The 16881-nt window shown below is 75.4% G+C and carries 15 protein-coding genes; 2 read left to right on the forward strand and 13 right to left on the reverse strand.

Annotated elements, in window-relative coordinates:
• Positions 1-470: 470 nt before the first annotated feature.
• The 10 genes from tyrS to ACI789_RS23115 form a co-directional block, all read right to left on the reverse strand.
• On the reverse strand, positions 471-1754 hold the full coding sequence (gene tyrS, locus ACI789_RS23070; protein ID WP_457011850.1) for a tyrosine--tRNA ligase: 1284 nt from the start codon (positions 1752-1754) through the stop codon (positions 471-473).
• Positions 1751-2452: a DNA-3-methyladenine glycosylase gene (locus ACI789_RS23075; protein ID WP_457011852.1), complete on the reverse strand. Its 702-nt coding sequence runs from the start codon at positions 2450-2452 to the stop codon at positions 1751-1753. Before ACI789_RS23075 ends, tyrS begins: the two co-directional genes overlap by 4 nt.
• Complete coding sequence (gene argH / locus ACI789_RS23080; protein WP_457011854.1) at positions 2416-3852, reverse strand: argininosuccinate lyase; 1437 nt, start codon at positions 3850-3852, stop codon at positions 2416-2418. Before argH ends, ACI789_RS23075 begins: the two co-directional genes overlap by 37 nt.
• Positions 3849-4385, reverse strand: a complete 537-nt coding sequence (locus ACI789_RS23085; RefSeq protein ID WP_457011855.1) for an arginine repressor — start codon at positions 4383-4385, stop codon at positions 3849-3851. Before ACI789_RS23085 ends, argH begins: the two co-directional genes overlap by 4 nt.
• A complete protein-coding gene (gene argF, locus ACI789_RS23090) occupies positions 4382-5326 on the reverse strand; it encodes an ornithine carbamoyltransferase (protein ID WP_457011856.1) in 945 nt (314 codons plus the stop codon). The genes ACI789_RS23085 and argF overlap by 4 nt, the downstream gene beginning before the upstream one ends.
• Positions 5323-6513, reverse strand: coding sequence for an acetylornithine transaminase (locus ACI789_RS23095; RefSeq protein WP_457011857.1), 1191 nt, complete (start codon positions 6511-6513; stop codon positions 5323-5325). The genes argF and ACI789_RS23095 overlap by 4 nt, the downstream gene beginning before the upstream one ends.
• The gene (gene argB / locus ACI789_RS23100; RefSeq protein WP_457011858.1) at positions 6510-7556 is read right to left on the reverse strand and encodes an acetylglutamate kinase; all 1047 of its coding nucleotides are present in this window, start codon (positions 7554-7556) and stop codon (positions 6510-6512) included. The genes ACI789_RS23095 and argB overlap by 4 nt, the downstream gene beginning before the upstream one ends.
• Positions 7553-8704, reverse strand: a complete 1152-nt coding sequence (gene argJ, locus ACI789_RS23105; protein ID WP_457011860.1) for a bifunctional glutamate N-acetyltransferase/amino-acid acetyltransferase ArgJ — start codon at positions 8702-8704, stop codon at positions 7553-7555. The genes argB and argJ overlap by 4 nt, the downstream gene beginning before the upstream one ends.
• Positions 8701-9750: an N-acetyl-gamma-glutamyl-phosphate reductase gene (gene argC, locus ACI789_RS23110; RefSeq protein WP_457011861.1), complete on the reverse strand. Its 1050-nt coding sequence runs from the start codon at positions 9748-9750 to the stop codon at positions 8701-8703. The genes argJ and argC overlap by 4 nt, the downstream gene beginning before the upstream one ends.
• A gap of 116 nt (positions 9751-9866) precedes the next feature.
• Positions 9867-10343: an Lrp/AsnC family transcriptional regulator gene (locus tag ACI789_RS23115; RefSeq protein ID WP_457011862.1), complete on the reverse strand. Its 477-nt coding sequence runs from the start codon at positions 10341-10343 to the stop codon at positions 9867-9869.
• 116 nt (positions 10344-10459) lie between these two features.
• On the opposite strand from ACI789_RS23115, the gene ACI789_RS23120 reads away from it, so the two are divergent.
• Positions 10460-11344 (forward strand): EamA family transporter, encoded by an 885-nt coding sequence (locus ACI789_RS23120; protein WP_457011864.1) that lies wholly within the window; start codon positions 10460-10462, stop codon positions 11342-11344.
• Here ACI789_RS23120 and ACI789_RS23125 read toward each other — a convergent pair.
• From ACI789_RS23125 to pheS, 3 genes are all read right to left on the reverse strand, one after another.
• On the reverse strand, positions 11317-12123 hold the full coding sequence (locus ACI789_RS23125; RefSeq protein ID WP_457011866.1) for an SDR family NAD(P)-dependent oxidoreductase: 807 nt from the start codon (positions 12121-12123) through the stop codon (positions 11317-11319). The genes ACI789_RS23120 and ACI789_RS23125 overlap by 28 nt on opposite strands.
• The gene (gene pheT, locus ACI789_RS23130; protein WP_457011868.1) at positions 12116-14578 is read right to left on the reverse strand and encodes a phenylalanine--tRNA ligase subunit beta; all 2463 of its coding nucleotides are present in this window, start codon (positions 14576-14578) and stop codon (positions 12116-12118) included. Before pheT ends, ACI789_RS23125 begins: the two co-directional genes overlap by 8 nt.
• A gap of 112 nt (positions 14579-14690) precedes the next feature.
• The gene (pheS, locus tag ACI789_RS23135) at positions 14691-15773 is read right to left on the reverse strand and encodes a phenylalanine--tRNA ligase subunit alpha (RefSeq protein WP_457011869.1); all 1083 of its coding nucleotides are present in this window, start codon (positions 15771-15773) and stop codon (positions 14691-14693) included.
• Between the two features lie 249 nt (positions 15774-16022).
• On the opposite strand from pheS, the gene ACI789_RS23140 reads away from it, so the two are divergent.
• On the forward strand, positions 16023-16862 hold the full coding sequence (locus ACI789_RS23140; protein WP_457011871.1) for an EamA family transporter: 840 nt from the start codon (positions 16023-16025) through the stop codon (positions 16860-16862).
• Positions 16863-16881: the final 19 nt, after the last annotated feature.

Genomic DNA, 16881 nt, shown 5'->3' on the forward strand with positions numbered 1-16881 from the left:
ATTTGCATCCGGGCGAGAACCAAGAGTTGGCACTCTCGACATCCATCAACCCAAAGAAACCCACAAAGGGGTTGTTACTTGGCACTGACTTTCGGCACGCTGTTGAGTTCTCAAGGAGCGGACGCGCTGGACACCCGGCCTTCCGGCCCTCGTTCCAGGCGGCTTTTCCACGTTACGCCGCTCGCCGTGACTGTCAAGCCGCGGGTCTGTGACCCTGGCCGTCCCGCCGCGGGCGGCGAAGCCCTGTGCAGTCGGTGACCCTCGGGAGCCAGTCCCGCGGACCGCCCGTCTGCTGAGCGATCGGCACCCGGTCCAACCGGCGGTCCGCGGGGTCTGTTCCCGCCTCCCGCTTCCGGTCTCGCCGGGCGCAGAGAGAAAGTTACGTGCGTGGGATGCCGGTGTCAAACCGATGCGAGGTGACGCCTGACACCTGGCCGAGACCTGGACGTCACACGCCGTTCACATGCAGGTCAGGCCCTGCTCCCGCGGTGCACGCCGGCCACCGATCGCTTGCCCCGGCGCAGCACGAGCCACCCCCCGGGCAGCCAGCTCTCCTCCCCCGGCACGGCGTCGGCGTCGGTCACCCGCTCGTTGTTCAGGTAGGCCCCGCCCTCCTTCACCGTGCGCCGGGCCTCGGAGAGGCTGCCGACCAGGCCGGTCTGCTGTAGGAGGTGGGCGATCGTCGGGGTCTCGCCGTCCACGGTGACCGAGCCCGCCTCGCGCAGGGCCGCACCCAGCGTCTCGGGCCCGAGGGCGGCGAGGTCCTCGCGGCCGAACAGCGCCCGGCCGGCGGCCTCGGCCTGGCGCAGCTCGTCCGCCCCGTGCACGAGCAGCGTCAGCTCCTCGGCCAGTGCCCGCTGGGCGGTCCGGGCGGCCGGGCGCTCCACGCTCTCGGCGATCAGTGCCTCGACCTCGTCGGCGGGCCGCTCGGAGTACAGCGGCAGCCAGGCGCGGGCGTCGGCGTCGTCGGCGTTGAGCCAGAACTGGAAGAAGGCGTACGGAGAGGTGAGCGTCGGGTCGAGCCAGACGGCGCCGCCCTCGGACTTGCCGAACTTCGTGCCGTCGGACTTCGTCACCAGCGGGGTCGACAGCGCGTGCACCCGCGCGCCCTCGGTGCGGCGGACGAGGTCGATGCCGGCGGTGAGGTTCCCCCACTGGTCCGAGCCGCCGGTCTGCAGCGTCACCCCGTGCCGGCGGTGCAGCTCGCGGAAGTCGTTGGCCTGGAGGATCTGGTAGCTGAACTCGGTGTAGCTGATCCCCGCCTCCGAGTTGAGTCGCGCCGACACCGCCTCCTTGGCCAGCATCTGGCTGACCCGGAAGTGCTTGCCGAGGTCGCGCAGGAAGTCGATCGCCGAGACCGGCGCCGTCCACTCCAGGTTGTCGACGTAGACCGGCCCCTTGGACCCGTCGGTCTCCGCGGGGACCTCGAGGAAGGGCGCCACCTGCTCCCGGATGCGGCTCACCCACTCGGCGACCGTCTCGCGGTCGTTGAGCTGGCGCTCGGCCGACGGGCGCGGGTCGCCGATCAGGCCGGTGGCCCCGCCCACCAGGACGACGGGCTGGTGCCCGGCGCGCTGCAGGGCCCGCAGCACCATGAACTGGAGCAGGTGCCCGACGTGCAGGCTGGGCGCGGTCGGGTCGAAGCCGGCGTAGTACGTGACCGGCCCCTCGGCGAGGTGCGCCCGCAGTGCTTCCTCGTCGGTGCTCTGGGCGATCAGCCCACGCCGGTGCAGCTCGTCGATCACGTCGCTCACGACTGACCATCCTGCCTCGCGCCGCGCCGGCGGGGCCGACCCCCCGGACGGAACACGCTCACCGACTCGGCGCCGGTCTCCCAGAACCGCCAGGGCAGCTCGGTCGCGACGCTGATGCCGACCCGCGGGCCCGCCGAGACCGCGGCGGGCGGCGCGGGCCGGGAGGGGGGCGGTCGGTGCAGCCGGACCGTGCTGCCCGGGGACAGCAGGTCGGCCGCCTTGTCCTCCGGCCCGATCGCGAGGGCCTGGGTGAGCCGGGCCGGGCCGCGGGCGAGGTCCCGTGCCGTCCGGGCGGCAGGACGGCGGGCGCGGGCGAGCTCCTCCCCCACGACGACGTCCCCCGCCCGGAGCAGCACCGCGGACCCGTGCCCCTCGGGGCCGACGACGACGTTGGCGCACCAGTGGACGCCGTAGCTGAAGTACACGTAGAGCCGGCCGGGCGGGCCGAACATGATCGCCGCCCGCGGCGTCGGCCCGCGGTGCGAGTGCGCCGCGGGGTCGGCGCCGTTGCCGGCGTAGGCCTCCACCTCGGTCAGCCGCAGGGCCACCCGTCCCTCGGGCCGGTCGGTGACCAGCCAGCAGCCCAGCAGCGTGGGGGCCACGGCCTCCGGCGGCCCGAGGAGCTCGTCCGCGGTGAGCAGCGGCCCGGGGGACGGAGCGCTCAGAGCGCCGCCGCCACGGGTGAGGACGACGCCCACTCGGTGTGCTGCCGGGCGAGCTCGGCGAGCGAGGTCAGCTGCTCGGCGACCCGCTCGGGCGCCGTCCCACCGCGGGCCTTGCGGGCGGCCAGCGCGCCGCGCACCGACAGCACCGACCGGACCTCGGGCGTCAGGCGCTCGTCGATGCCGGCCAGCTGGTCGTCGTCCAGCCCGTCGAGCTCCAGGCCCGCGCCCTCGCAGAACGCGACCATCTCGCCGCTGATCTCGTGTGCTGACCGGAACGGCACGCCCTGGCGGACCAGCCACTCGGCGACGTCGGTGGCCAGCGCGAAGCCCTGCGGCGCCGCGGCCTCGAGGACCTCGGGGCGCAGGGTCAGCGTCGCGACCATGCCGGTGACCGCCGGCAGGAGCAGGAGCAGCTGCTCCATGGAGTCGAAGACCGGCTCCTTGTCCTCCTGCAGGTCGCGGTCGTAGGCCAGCGGCAGCCCCTTGAGCGTGGTGAGCAGCCCGGTCAGGTTGCCGACGAACCGGCCGGACTTGCCGCGGGCCAGCTCGGCGATGTCGGGGTTCTTCTTCTGCGGCATGATCGACGACCCGGTCGCCCAGGCGTCGTCGAGCCGGGCCCAGCCGAACTCCGTCGACGTCCAGAGGACGACCTCCTCCCCGAGCCGGGAGAGGTGGACGCCGATCAGGGCCGCGGCGAAGCAGAACTCGGCGGCGAAGTCGCGGTCGCTGACGCCGTCGATCGAGTTGTCCGAGGCGCGGTCGAAGCCGAGCTCGGCGGCGACGGCGTCCGGGTCCAGCGGCAGCGACGAGCCGGCCAGAGCGCCGGAGCCGTAGGGGCTGACCGCGGTGCGCCGGTCCCAGTCGCGCAGCCGGTCGACGTCGCGGGACAGCGCGTGGGCGTGGGCGAGCAGCTGGTGGGCGATGAGCACCGGCTGGGCGTGCTGGAGGTGCGTCATGCCGGGCGCCGCGACGTCGGCGTACCGCTCGGCGAGGCCGACCAGCGCGTACTCCAGCGAGGCCAGCTCGCCGACCAGCGCGCGGACGTGGTGGCGCAGGTACAGCCGCAGGTCGGTGGCGATCTGGTCGTTGCGGCTGCGGCCGGCGCGCAGCTTGCCGCCGAGCGGGCCGAGCTTGGCCGACAGCCCGCGCTCGAGCGCCTCGTGGACGTCCTCGTCGGACTCCAGGGCGACGAAGGTGCCCGCCTCGACCTCGTTGGACAGCTCGGTGAGGGCCCGCACCATCTGCGCGAGCTCGTCGTCGGTGAGCAGGCCGGCCCGGTGCAGCACCCGCGCGTGCGCCCGGGAGCCGGCCAGGTCGAACGGCGCCAGCTTCCAGTCGAAGTGGGTCGACTTGGACAGGGCCGCCATGGCCGGCGAGGGACCGCCGCCGAAGCGGCCGCCCCACAGCCGGGTGTCCGAGGGTGCCGAGCTCACGGGTGGTCTTCCTCCAGGTCCGACTGCAGTTCGGGGTAGACGGCGGGCGTGCGCTCGGCGAGCGCCTGCAGGCGTCCGGCGAGGGCCGCGCCGCCGTCGGGGTCGCGGGAGACGACGAGCAGAGTGTCGTCCCCCGCGATCGTGCCCAGGACGTCGGGGAGGCCGACCTTGTCCAGCGCGGAGGCCAGGAACTGCGCGGCGCCCGGCGGCGTGCGCAGCACGGCGAGGTTGGCGCTGCCCTCGGCGCTGGTGAGCAGGTCGGCCAGCAGCCGGGTCAGCCGCGCCGGTGCGGTCTGCGCCGGCCGCAGCGGGGCGTTCTCCGGCGGCAGCACGTAGGACGCCGGAGCGCCGTCGGAGCCGCGGAGCTTGACCGCGCCGAGCTCCTCCAGGTCGCGCGAGAGCGTGGCCTGGGTGACCTCGATGCCCGACTCGGCCAGCAGCCCGGCCAGGTGCGACTGCGACGTGACCGGCTGGGCCTCGATCAGGGCGCGGATGCGGGCCTGGCGGGCCGAGCGGGTCACGGCGCCGGTCATCGCGCCAGCAGCCAGGTGAGCAGCGCCTTCTGGGCGTGCAGCCGGTTCTCCGCCTCGTCCCACACGGCGCTGTGCGGCCCGTCGATCACCTCGGCGGCGATCTCCTTGCCGCGGTAGGCCGGCAGGCAGTGCAGCACGATCGCGTCGTCCGCGGCCCGGGCCAGCGCCGCCTCGTCCAGCGCGTAGGGCAGGAACGGCGCCACGCGGGCGTCGTACTCGTCCTCCTGCCCCATCGAGACCCAGGTGTCGGTGGTCAGGACGTCGGCGCCGTCGGCCGCGGCGGCCGCGTCGGGAGTCCAGAGCACCGAGCCGCCGGTCTGCGCCGCGACCTCCTCGGCGCGCTCGAGCACCTGCTTGGACGGCTGGAAGGACTCCGGGGAGCCGATGCGCACGTGCATGCCGGCGGTGGCGCCGCCGAGCAGGTAGGAGTGCGCCATGTTGTTGGCGCCGTCGCCGAGGTAGGTCATCGTCAGCCCGGCGAGGGAGTCCCGGCGCTCGGCGATGGTCTGCAGGTCGGCGAGGATCTGGCACGGGTGGTACTCGTCGGTGAGCGCGTTGACCACCGGGACCCGGCTGACCGAGGCCATCGCCTCGATGCGCTCCTGGCCGAAGGTGCGCCAGACGATGGCGGCGACCTGCCGGTCCAGCACGCGGGTGGTGTCCTCGACCGGCTCGCCGCGGCCCAGCTGGCTGGAGCCGGCGTCGATGACCAGCGGGTACCCGCCGAGCTCGGCGACGCCGACGGAGAAGGACACCCGGGTGCGGGTGGAGGGCTTGTCGAACAGCACCGCCACGGCCCGCGGGACGCCGTTCGGCGCGGCGAGCGGGGTGGGTGCCTCGGCGGTGTGCCGGGTCCGCTTGAGCTCGGCGGCCAGCGCCAGGACCTCGGCCTGCTCGGCGGGGGTGAGGTCGTCGTCCCTGAGGAAGTGTCTGGGGCTCACTGGGGGGACTCCTGGAACGCGGTGTCGAGGGCGGCGGGCAGGGCCGCGACGAAGGCGTCGACCTGCGCGTCGGTGAGCACCAGGGACGGCGCCAGCCGGAGCACGTCGGGCGCGACGGCGTTGGCGAGGAACCCGGCGTCCCGCAGGGCAGCCTCCAGGGCCCCGGCGACCGGCGCGGTGAGGACGACGCCCAGCAGCGCGCCCCTGCCCCGCACTCCGGTGACCCCCGCGTGCCCCAGGCCCTCGATGCCGGCGGTGAACCGGTGCTCGATCTCCTTGGCCCGCTCCAGCAGCCCCTCGTCGCGGATGGTGTCCAGCACCGCGAGCGCGGCCGCGGCGGCGATCGGGTTGCCGCCGAAGGTGGAGCCGTGCGAGCCGGCGGTCATGAGGTCGGCCGCCGGCCCGAAGGCGAGCGTGGCCCCGAGCGGCAGCCCGCCGCCGAGCGCCTTGGCCAGGGTGATGACGTCCGGCTGGAGCCCGTCGGCCTGGTGCGCGAACCAGTGCCCGGTGCGGCCGGTGCCGGTCTGCACCTCGTCGACGGCGAACAGCGCACCGGCGTCCTGCGCGGTCTGCGCCGCCGTGGTCAAGTAGCCGGCGGGCGCGGGCAGCACGCCGCCCTCCCCCAGCATCGGCTCGAGCAGCACCATCGCCGTCCGCTCGGAGACGGTCGAGGCGAGGGCGTCGGCGTCCCCGTAGGGCACGTACCGGACCCCGCCGGGCAGCGGGGCGAACGCCGCGGCCTTGGACGGCTGCCCGGTCAGCGCCAGCGCGCCCATGGTCCGGCCGTGGAACGCGCCCTCGGCTGTGACCACCTCGGGCCGCCCGGTGAGCCGGCTGATCTTGAACGCGGCCTCGTTGGCCTCGGCGCCGGAGTTGCAGAAGAACACCCGGCCGGGCCGGCCGGCCAGCTCGAGCAGCCGCTCGGCGAGGGTCACGCCGGGCTCGTGCATGGCCAGGTTGGACACGTGCCCGAGGGTCTGCGCCTGCTTGGTGATCGCCTCGACCACCCTCGGGTGGGCGTGCCCGAGGATCGTCGTCGCGATGCCGCCGAGCAGGTCGGTGTACTCGCGGCCGTCGACGTCCCAGACGGTGGCCCCGGCGCCGCGTGCGAGCGCGACCGGCGGGGTCTTGTAATTGCTCATCATCACGGCCGACCAGCGGGTGGCCAGCTCCTCCGTGCGGGTCATGCCGGCTCCTCCCGGTGCGCCGTGTCCAGAGCCGCAGCCGGGACGACCATCGTCCCGGTGCCCTCCGTCGTGAACATCTCCAGCAGCAGGGCGTGCGGCGAGCGGCCGTCGACGACGGTCGCCCGCTTCACCCCGCCGTTGACCGCCCGCAGGCAGGCGGTCATCTTCGGGACCATCCCGGCGTCCAGGCCGGGCAGGATCTCGGCCAGCTCCGCGGCGTCGATCTGCTGGACCAGCGAGTCCCGGTCGGGCCAGTCGGCGTAGAGCCCCTCGACGTCGGTGAGGACGACGAGCTTGACCGCGCCGAGCGCGACGGCCAGCGCGGCCGCGGCGGTGTCGGCGTTGACGTTGTGCACCACGCCGTCGGCGTCGGGGGCGACGGTGGCGACCACCGGGATGTGCCCGGACTCCAGCAGCGCCGTCACCGGCGTCGGGTCGACCGCGACGACGTCGCCGACCAGGCCGACGTCCACCGGCCGGCCGTCGACCAGCGCGTGCGTGCGGGCGGCGGTGAACAGCCCGCCGTCCTCCCCCGACAGGCCCACGGCCAGCGGGCCGTGCTGGTTGATCAGGCCGACGACCTCGGGGGTGACCTGGCCGGTCAGCACCATCCGGACGACGTCGATCGTCTCGGGGGTGGTCACCCGCAGGCCGCCGCGGAACTCGCTCTCGATGCCGAGCCGGCCGAGCATCTCGGTGATCTGCGGGCCGCCGCCGTGCACGACGACCGGGTGGATGCCGCAGGTCCGCAGGAAGACCATGTCCTCGGCGAAGGCCCGCCGGCACTCCTCGTCGACCATGGCGTGCCCGCCGTACTTCACGACGACGACGTTGCCGTGGAACTCCTTGAGCCACGGCAGGGCGCCGGTGAGGACGGCGATCTTCCGCCGGTCGCCCTCGGGGTCGTAGGTGCGCATGACCCGGCGGGTGCCGACCTTCTTCGGGGGCCTGAGCTCGTCCACGCGCACGTCGGGCGGGGTGGGGTCCTGGGCCTGCGGGTCGTGCACCGTCGTCACGTGCGGCTCCGGTTCGGGGGTGCTCATGTGGAGTAGGCCGAGTTCTCGTGGACGTAGGCGATGGACAGGTCGTTGGTCCAGATCGTCGCCTGCTCGGTACCCGCCCTCAGGTCGACGTCGATGGTGATCGCGCGGCCGGTGAGGTCGACCAGCTCCCGCGGGTCGCCGATCGCGCCGCCCCGGCAGACGGTGACGCCGTTGATGGTGACGTCGACCCGGTCGGGCTCGAACGCCGCGTCTGTCGTGCCGATCGCGGCGAGCACCCGGCCCCAGTTGGGGTCGTTGCCGAACAGCGCCGTCTTGAGCAGGTTGTTGCGCGCGCAGGCCCGGCCCGCGGTCAGCGCGTCCTCGACGCTGGCGGCGTTGCGGACGGTGATCGCGATGTCCTTGGTCGAGCCCTCGGCGTCGGCCAGCAGCTGCATCGCCAGGTCGGTGGCCGCGGCGGTGAGCGCCTCGGCGACCTCCTCGGCGGACGGCGTGACCCCGCTGGCGCCCGACGCCATGACGATCACCGTGTCGTTGGTCGACAGGCAGCCGTCGGAGTCGACCCGCTCGAAGCTGACGCTGGTGGCCTCCTCCAGGGCCGCCTGCAGGGTGCCGGCGTCGACCACCGCGTCGGTGGTGAGGACGACGAGCATCGTGGCCAGGCTGGGCGCGAGCATGCCGGCGCCCTTGGCCATGCCGCCGACGGTCCAGCCGTCGCGGGCCTGCACCGTCGTCTTCGGGACGCTGTCGGTGGTCATGATCGCCAGCGCGGCGTCCTGACCGCCGTCGGTGCTCAGCGCCTCCGCCGCGGCGGTGACCCCGGCGCTCAGCTTGTCCATCGGCAGCCGGACGCCGATCAGCCCGGTGGAGGCGACCGCGACGTCGATCGCGCCGATGCCGAGCTCCGCGGCGACGTGCTCGGCGGTGGCGTGGGTGTCGCCGAAGCCCTCGGCCCCGGTGCAGGCGTTGGCCCCGCCGGAGTTGAGGACGACCGCCTTCACCCGGTCGGTCGCGAGGACCTGCCGGCTCCACTGCACCGGCGCGGCCGGGAAGCGGTTGGTGGTGAAGACCGCGGCGGCGGCGTCGTCCGGGCCGTCGTTGACGACCAGGGCGACGTCGTTCGCGCCGGTGCTCTTGAGGCCGGCCGCGACGCCGGCGGCCCGGAAGCCCTTCGGGGCCGTGGTGGTCACGGTGCCACCCCCACGACGGGGAGCCCGGTGGTCTCGGGCAGGCCGAGGGCGAGGTTGGCGCACTGGATCGCCGCTCCCCCGGTGCCCTTGGTCAGGTTGTCGACGGCGGCGACGACGACCAGCCGGCCGGCGTCGGCGTCGACCGCGATCTGCAGCGCGACGGTGTTCGCCCCGAGGACCTGCGCCGTCGTCGGCCACTGCCCCTCCGGGAGCAGGTGCACGAACGGCTCGTCGGCGTAGGCCTTCTCGTAGGCAGCCCGTGCGGCAGCCGTGGTGACAGAGCCGTCCGTTCTGCTGATCGGCGCCGAGCAGGTGGCGAGGATGCCGCGGCTCATCGGTACCAGCGTCGGGGTGAAGCTGACGCTCACCGGGGCGCCGGCCGCCTGGGAGAGGTTCTGCACCATCTCCGGGGTGTGCCGGTGCACGCCGCCGACGCCGTAGGCGCTCACCGAGCCCATGACCTCGCTGCCCAGCAGGTGCGGCTTGGCCGACTTGCCCGCGCCGGAGGTGCCGCTGGCGGCGACCACGACGACGTCGGGCTCGACGAGACCGGCGGCCAGCGCGGGCGCCACCGCGAGGGTGACCGAGGTCGGGTAGCAGCCGGGGACGGCGATCCGCCGGGCGCCCGCGAGCCGCTCGCGCTGGCCGGGCAGCTCCGGCAGGCCGTAGGGCCAGGACCCGGCGTGCTCGCCGCCGTACCACCGCGCCCACGCGGCCGGGTCGTTGAGCCGGTGGTCGGCGCCGCAGTCGATGACCAGGGTGTCCTCGGGCAGCTGCGCGGCGATCGCCGCCGACTCCCCGTGCGGGAGGGCCAGGACGACGACGTCGTAGCCGGCCAGGTCGGCCGCGGCGCTGGGCTGCACCTCGAGGTCGGCGTAGGGCAGCAGGTGGGGTTGCAGCTCACCCAGGCGTCGGCCGGCGCTGGAACTGGCGTGCACCCCGGCCAACCGCAGGTCGGGGTGCCCGGCCAGCAGCCGGCACACCTCACCCCCCGCGTACCCGGTGGCGCCGGTGACCCCGACCGTCCACGTCTGCCCTGTGCTCACGATGCATGACCATACACGACCATGCATGAACGTTCACCGGAGTATCCGGCGGGCCAGGGCAGCGGAGGCCATGCCCAGGTCTCGCTGCCGCCGGACGTAGGTGTTGCCTCCTGTTCCTACGGCGCGCCAGGCGAGCGGGCTGCGTCCATGGTGGCCGACCCCGGCGCGGGGGCCCGGGGCGGGACCGGGGTCGCGACGACGATCGACGTGGTGGTCTGCCCGTGCAGCAGGAACTGGTCCAGCACGCCCTCGAGGGCGGCGACCGACGGCACGTGCACGCGCAGGAGGAAGCAGTCCTCTCCGGACACCCGGTGGCACTCGGCGACCTCCGGGACCCGTGCGGCGAGCTCGGCGACCCGCGGCAACTGCCCGGGGCCGGGCCGGACCCTCACCCACGCCGCGACGGGGAGACCCAGGGCGCCCGGGTCGACGTCCAGCCGGTAGCCCCGGATCACGCCGGTCTGCTCCAGGCGGGCGATCCGCTCACGGACGGCGGGTGGCGACATCCCGACCTTGCGGGCGAGCTCGGCCGCGCTGCACCGGGGGTCCTCGTCGAGCAGCCGCAGGAGCTCCCGGTTGACGTCGTCGAGCACCGACCTCCCGTCCGGGAGGTCGAGGCGGATCCTGGGCGTGCGACTCGACGGCACACCGCCATCCTGGCCTTCGATCGCGCCTGGTGTCCGCCTCTCGTGCCTCCGAGGCTCGGTGCATGGCCCGACCGACGACCCTGCCCGCCTCGACCCGCGTCCCGCCGCACGTGTGGTTCCTCGTCAGTGCGGTCTTCCACTACCTCGGTCCCGCCTGCGCCGTCCTGCTGTTCGCGCGGGTGGACGTGCTCGGCGTGGCCTGGCTGCGCATCGCGACCGCGGCCGTGGTCCTCGGCCTGTGGCGGCGACCGTGGCGCCGCCTGCGGCAGCTGGACCGCGCGACGCGCCGGCTGCTGGCCGCCTGGGGCGCGGTGCTGGCGGCCATGAACTGCTGCTTCTACCTGGCCATCGACCGCCTGCCGCTGGGCACGGTCGCGGCGATCGAGTTCCTCCCCGTGGTGGCGCTCGCCGCACTGGGAGCCCGCACCGGGCGCAACCTCGCCGCCCTGGCCGGCGCCGTGGTCGGGGTCGCCCTGCTCACGGACGTGCGGCTGGGCGGCGCGGCCCTCGGCTTCGCGTTCGCCGCCGCCAACGCGGTGCTGTTCGCCGCGTACGTGGTCCTGGGTCACCGGGTGGCCCGCAGCGACCGGCTGGCCGGGGCGGACGGCCTGGCGCTGGCCATGCTCGTGGCGACGGCGGTCGCGGCGCCGGTGGGGATCGCGGACGCCGCACCGGCGTTCGCCGACCCGGCAGCCCTGCTGGCCGCGCTCGGCGTCGGCGTCGCCTCCTCCGTGGTCCCCTACGTCTGCGACCAGCTGGCCATGGCCCGCCTGCCACGGGCGACCTACGCGCTGCTCGTCTCCCTGCTGCCGGCGACCGCGACCGTCATCGGCCTCGTCGTCCTGGCGCAGGTGCCCGACGCGCGGGAGGTGCTCGGGGTCGTGCTCGTCGTCGCCGGGGTGGCGCTGCACCGGCCCGGTCAGGCCAGCGGGTCGCCGTCCCCGTAGGGCTGGAGGCGCAGCTGGCGGGCGGCGTCGGCCGGGGTGGTCCCGCGGAGGACGGCGGGGTCGTCGACGCCGGCCCGCAGGAAGCGGCCCGACCACGCATCGAGCTCCCCGCCGGCGATCGCCGTCACCAGGTCGACCACCTGCTCCGGCGGCGTCCAGGCGGTGAACCCCCGCCACATCGGCATGGCGCGGGTCATCGGGGTGTCGACGACGCCCGGCGCGACGTCGAAGACGCGGACGTCGGACCCCTCCAGCGCGCCGGCCAGCGCCTCGGTCATCCGCATCAGCCCGGTCTTGGCCACCGAGTAGGCCGAGTACTCGGGGCGGGCGCGCACGCTCATGCCGCTGGCCAGGTCCACCACCCGGCCGCGGTTGCGCAGCACCATCCACGGCACCACGGCGCGGCAGAGCAGGAACGCGCCGCGGACGTGGCTCTCCACCACCGACCACCACTGGTCCGGGTCGGCCTCCCAGAGCGGCTCCTCGGCGGCGTCGATGACCCCGGCGTTGTTGACCAGGAGGTCGACCGGGCCGACCTCCTCCCGGACCCGCGCGACCGCCTCGTCCACCGCCGCCCGGTCGGTGACGTCGGCGGCCACGGCGAGCGTGCGCGCCCCGGTGGCCGCGGCGACCTCGTCCATCGCCGCGGCCAGCCGCTCGCCGCCCCGGGCCAGGCCGGCCACCGCGGCACCCCGCTCGGCCAGCCCCTGCACCAGGTGCCGGCCGATGCCGGAGGAGGCCCCGGTGACCAGGGCCACCTGGCCGGCGAGGTCAGCCACGGAGCTGTGCGCCGGTCCGCTCGGCGGCGGCCGCGACCGCGGCGTCGCGCACCCCGGTCGCCTCCTCGCTGGTGAGCGTGCGGTCGGGCGCCCGCAGGGTCAGCGCGTAGGCCAGCGAGCGGGACCCGGCCGGCACCGGCGGGCCGGTGTAGACGTCGAAGAGCCGCAGGGACTCCAGCAGCTCGCCGGCGCCCTCCCGCAGCGCGGCGGCCACCTCGGCGGCGGGCACCTCGTCGCGGACCACGAGGGCGACGTCGACCAGCACCGGCGGGAACGTGGAGATCCGCGGCCCGACGGGGACCTGCGCGGCCGGCAGCGCGTCGACGTCGAGCTCCATCGCCGAGGTGCGGGGCGGCAGGTCCAGCGCCGCGCACACCCGCGGGTGCAGCTCGCCGGCGTGCCCCACGACCCGGTCGCCGACCAGCAGCTCGGCGCAACGCCCGGGGTGCCACGGCGCCCGCTCCCCCGCGCGCACGGTCAGCTCGACGCCGGCAGCGGCGGCCACCCGGCGCGCGGCCTCCACCGCGTCGGCCCAGACCGCCGGGCGGCCGGGCCCCCACCAGCCGCGCGGCTCGCGGTTGCCGGCCAGCGCCACGCCGACGTGCCACGGCTGCTCCGGCACCGCGCCCAGCAGCGCGGCGAGGGTCTCGTCGTCCGGACGCCGGTCGACGCCGGGCAGCGGCGCGGGCGTGCGAACCCCGCCGGGGAACACCGCGCCGTGCTCGAACAGCGCGACGTCGCGCTGCCCGCGGGAGAGGTTGCGGGCCAGCGCGGCCAGCAGCCCGGGCAGCAGCGTGGTGCGCAGCGCCGGCTCCTCCTCCGACAGCGGGTTGCGGACCAGCACGACCTCGCGGCGCGGGTCGTCCTCGGGCAGGCCGAGGGCGTCGAGCACGGCGGTCCCGACGAACGGGTAGGACGGCGCCTCGACGTAGCCGGCCTCGGCGAGGGTGCGGCCGATCGCGCGGCGCCGGCGCTGGGTCTCGGTGAGCCCCCGGCCGGGCGGCGCGGTGGGCAGCACCGACGGGACGTCGTCGTAGCCGGCCAGCCGCACGACCTCCTCGACCAGGTCGGCCGGGTCGGTGAGGTCGGGGCGCCAGGACGGCGGGGTGACCGCGAGCGGCCCGGCGTCCCCGTCGACGGAGCAGCCGACCGTGGCCAGCAGCTCCACGACCTGGGCCGGCGGGTAGGGCACGCCGGCGACCCGGCCGGGCAGCCCGGGGTCCAGGGTGATGGTCGGGCGCGGGCCGCGGGTGTCGACGTCCACCGGCGTGCCGACGACCTTCGCGCCGCCGTACTCGCCGAGCAGCGCCGCGGCGCGGGCCAGGGCGACCATGGTCATCTCCGGGTCGACGCCGCGCTCGAAGCGCTTGGCCGCCTCGCTGGGCAGCCGGTGCCGGCGGGCGGTGCGGGCCACTCCGGTCGGCTCCCAGTGGGCCGCCTCGAGCAGCACGTCGGTCGTGGTGTCGCCGATCTCGGTGGACGCCCCGCCCATGACCGCGGCCAGGCCGATCGGCCCGGAGTCGTCGGTGATCAGCAGGTCGTCGGCGTCCAGCGCGCGGTCGGCGCCGTCGAGGGTGGTCAACCGCTCCCCCGCCCGCGCGCGGCGCACCACGATGGGGCCGCGCACCCGCTCCCGGTCGAAGGCGTGCATCGGCTGGCCCAGCTCGAGCATCACGTAGTTGGTGACGTCGACGGCCAGCGAGATGCTGCGGACGCCGGACTGCGCCAGCCGGCGGCGCATCCACCACGGGCTCGGCGCGGTCGGGTCCAGCCCCTCGAGGGCGATCATGGAGAACCGGTCGCAGCGGTCGGCGTCCTCGACGGCGACCTGCCACGCCTGCTCGCCCGACCAGGCCGGCGGGGTGACCGCACCCGGGTCGCGCCAGTCGACGCCCAGGCCGGTGCCCATCTCGCGGGCGATGCCGCGCATCGACAGGCAGTAGCCGCGGTCGGGGGTGACGGCCAGCTCGATGACGACGTCGTCCAGCCCGACGACCGGACCGGCCGGGGTGCCGGGCCCGGGGGCGTCGTCCCCGAGCACCAGGATCCCGGCGTGGTCCTCGCCGATGCCGAGCTCGCGGACCGAGCAGATCATCCCGTCGGAGATCCGGTCGTAGGTCTTGCGTGAGGCGATCGCGAACCCGCCGGGCAGGACGGCGCCGGGCAGCGCGACGACGACGGCGTCCCCGGTGGCGAAGTTGGTGGCGCCGCAGACGATGCCCCGCGGCTCGCCCTCCCCGACGTCCACCTGGCAGAAGCGGATCGGCTTCTTGTAGCCGGTCAGCTCCTCGACCTCCAGCACCCGCCCGACGACGAGCGGGCCGCTGACCTCCTCGGGCCGGTGGACGGCCTCCACCTCGAGGCCGAGCCGCACGAAGGCGGTGTCGAGGTCCTCGACCGGGATCCCCCCGGGGAGGTCGACGTGCTCGGCCAGCCAGCCGATGGGGACCCTCACTGCTGCTCCGTCCTGATCCGGTCGGTCGTGGTCGTCGACGGCACGGTTCGCCTCCGCGCTCGCTCCGCTCCTCGCTCGCTGGCGCTCGCTGCGGTGCTCACTCGCTGTCGGCTCACTGCTCGGCCCCGAACGCCGTCGTGAACCGGATGTCGCCCTCGACCATGTCGCGCATGTCGGTGATCCCCGACCGGAACATCAGGCCGCGCTCGATGCCCAGGCCGAAGGCGAAGCCGCTGTACTCGTCCGGGTCGACGCCGCAGGCCACCAGCACCCGGGGGTTGACCATGCCGCAGCCGCCCCACTCCACCCAGCGCGGGCCGTCGCGGTGCTCGGGGAACCAGACGTCGAACTCCGCCGACGGCTCGGTGAACGGGAAGTACGACGGCCGCCAGCGGGTGACCGCGTCCGCGCCGAACAGGGTGCGCGCCAGCTGGTCGAGGGTGCCGCGCAGGTGGGCCATGGTCAGCCCGCGGTCGACGGCCAGGCCCTCGATCTGGTGGAACACCGGGGTGTGCGTCGCGTCGAGCTCGTCGGTGCGGTAGACGCGGCCGGGCGCGACCACGTAGATCGGCGGGGTGCGCGAGAGCATCGTGCGGGCCTGCACCGGGCTGGTGTGCGTGCGCAGCACCAGGCCGGAGTCCTCGTCCTGGTCCCGCCCACCCGCGATGAAGAAGGTGTCCATCATCGTGCGCGCCGGGTGGTCGCGGCCGATGTTGAGCGCGTCGAAGTTCAGCCACTCGGCCTCGACCTCGGGGCCGTCGGCGACCTCGTAGCCCATCCCGACGAAGACGTCGGCGATCCGCTCGGTGAGCGTGGTCAGCGGGTGCCGGGCGCCGCGGGGGGTGCGGTCCCAGGGCAGGGTCACGTCGACCCGCTCCTCGGCCAGCACCCGGGCGTCGCGCTCGGCCTCGAGCTCGGCGAGGCGGGCGGCGTAGGCCTCGGTGACGGCGACGCGGGCGGCGTTCACGCGCTTGCCGGCGTCCGACCGCGCCGCCGGGGGCAGGGCGCCCAGCTCGCGGCGGGCCAGCAGCACCGGCGCCCGGTCGCCGAGGTGGGCCGGCCGGACGGCGGCGAGCGCCTCCAGGTCACCGGCCTCCGCGAACGCCTTCTGGGCCTCGGCGACGGCGGTCTCGAGGGCCTCGGCGGAGAGGGCGGCGACCTGCTTGGGGTCGTAGGGGTCGTTGGCGCCAGACACGGGAGGCCATTCTGCCCGCCGGTGCCGGGGCCCCGCGCACGGGTTTGCGCGACCAGCCCCGTCCGGCGAGATCGGCGATCTCGCAGGGAGGGGCGTGCACGTGCGTGGGAGATCGGCGGTCTCGCCGGAGAGGTGCCAGATCCCGCAGCGTGTCTGCCGACCTGCCGGGAGGGCGGGGGCCGGCCGCCGGCCGGGTGCTAGAACCGGGAGGCGGGGTGCGCACCGGGCGTGCCGGGGCGGAGGTCTGCTGTGGCGGTGCTGCTGGCGCTGGCCAGCGCGGTGGTCTACGGGATGGCCGACTTCTGCGGGGGTCTGGCCTCCCGGCGGGCGACCGCGTTCGCCGTCGTCGCGCTGTCACAGGCCGCCGGGCTGACCGCGCTGCTGGTCCTGCTGCCCTGGCTCGGTGGGGACCCGACGCTGCCCGACCTGGCGTGGGGGGCGGCCGCGGGCGTGGCCGGAGCGGCCGGGCTGGTCCTGTTCTACCGGGCGCTGGCCGGCGGCGTGATGAGCGTCGTCGCCCCGGTGACGGCGGTGTCGGCGGCCGCGCTGCCGGTGATCGGCGGGCTGCTGCTCGGCGAGCGGATGCCGTGGTGGGCCGGCGTCGGCATCGGGCTGGCGCTGGTCGCCGTCGTCCTCGTGGCCGCCGAGGAGGGCCTGGGGTCGCTGCGCCATGCCCGTCCCGCCAGCCTGGTGCCGGCGCTGGCCGCCGGCGCGGGGTTCGGCGTGTTCTTCGTGCTGCTCGACCGCACGGACGAGGCGGCCGCGCTCAGCCCGCTGGTGGCCGCCCGGGTGGTCTCGGTGGCGCTGGTCGTCGTCGTGGCGCTGTCGGCCGGCCGGTCGCTGCGCACGCCCCGGACCGCACTGCCGATCGTGCTGCTGGCCGGCGTCGCCGACATGGCGGCCAACGCGCTGTTCCTGCTCGCCACGCAGCAGGGGCAGCTGGCCGTCACCGGCGTGCTGGCCTCGCTGTACCCGGTGAGCACCGTCGTCCTGGCCCAGGTGGTGCTCCGGGAACGGCTGGCCGGCACCCAGGTCGCCGGCCTCGCGGCGGCCGGCGCCGCGGTCGTGCTCATCGCGCTGCCCGCCTGACCTCCTCCGATGGGATGAG

The sequence above is a fragment of the Geodermatophilus sp. SYSU D00965 genome, from assembly GCF_054050075.1.

Excerpts from the sequence above, each read along its gene's own strand:
- ACI789_RS23095 (WP_457011857.1), bottom strand. The coding sequence starts at position 6,513 with ATGACCCGCACGGAGGAGCTGGCCACCCGCTGGTCGGCCGTGATGATG.
- ACI789_RS23120 (WP_457011864.1), top strand. The coding sequence starts at position 10,460 with ATGGCCCGACCGACGACCCTGCCCGCCTCGACCCGCGTCCCGCCGCAC.
- ACI789_RS23085 (WP_457011855.1), bottom strand. The coding sequence starts at position 4,385 with ATGACCGGCGCCGTGACCCGCTCGGCCCGCCAGGCCCGCATCCGCGCC.
- argB (WP_457011858.1), bottom strand. The coding sequence starts at position 7,556 with ATGAGCACCCCCGAACCGGAGCCGCACGTGACGACGGTGCACGACCCG.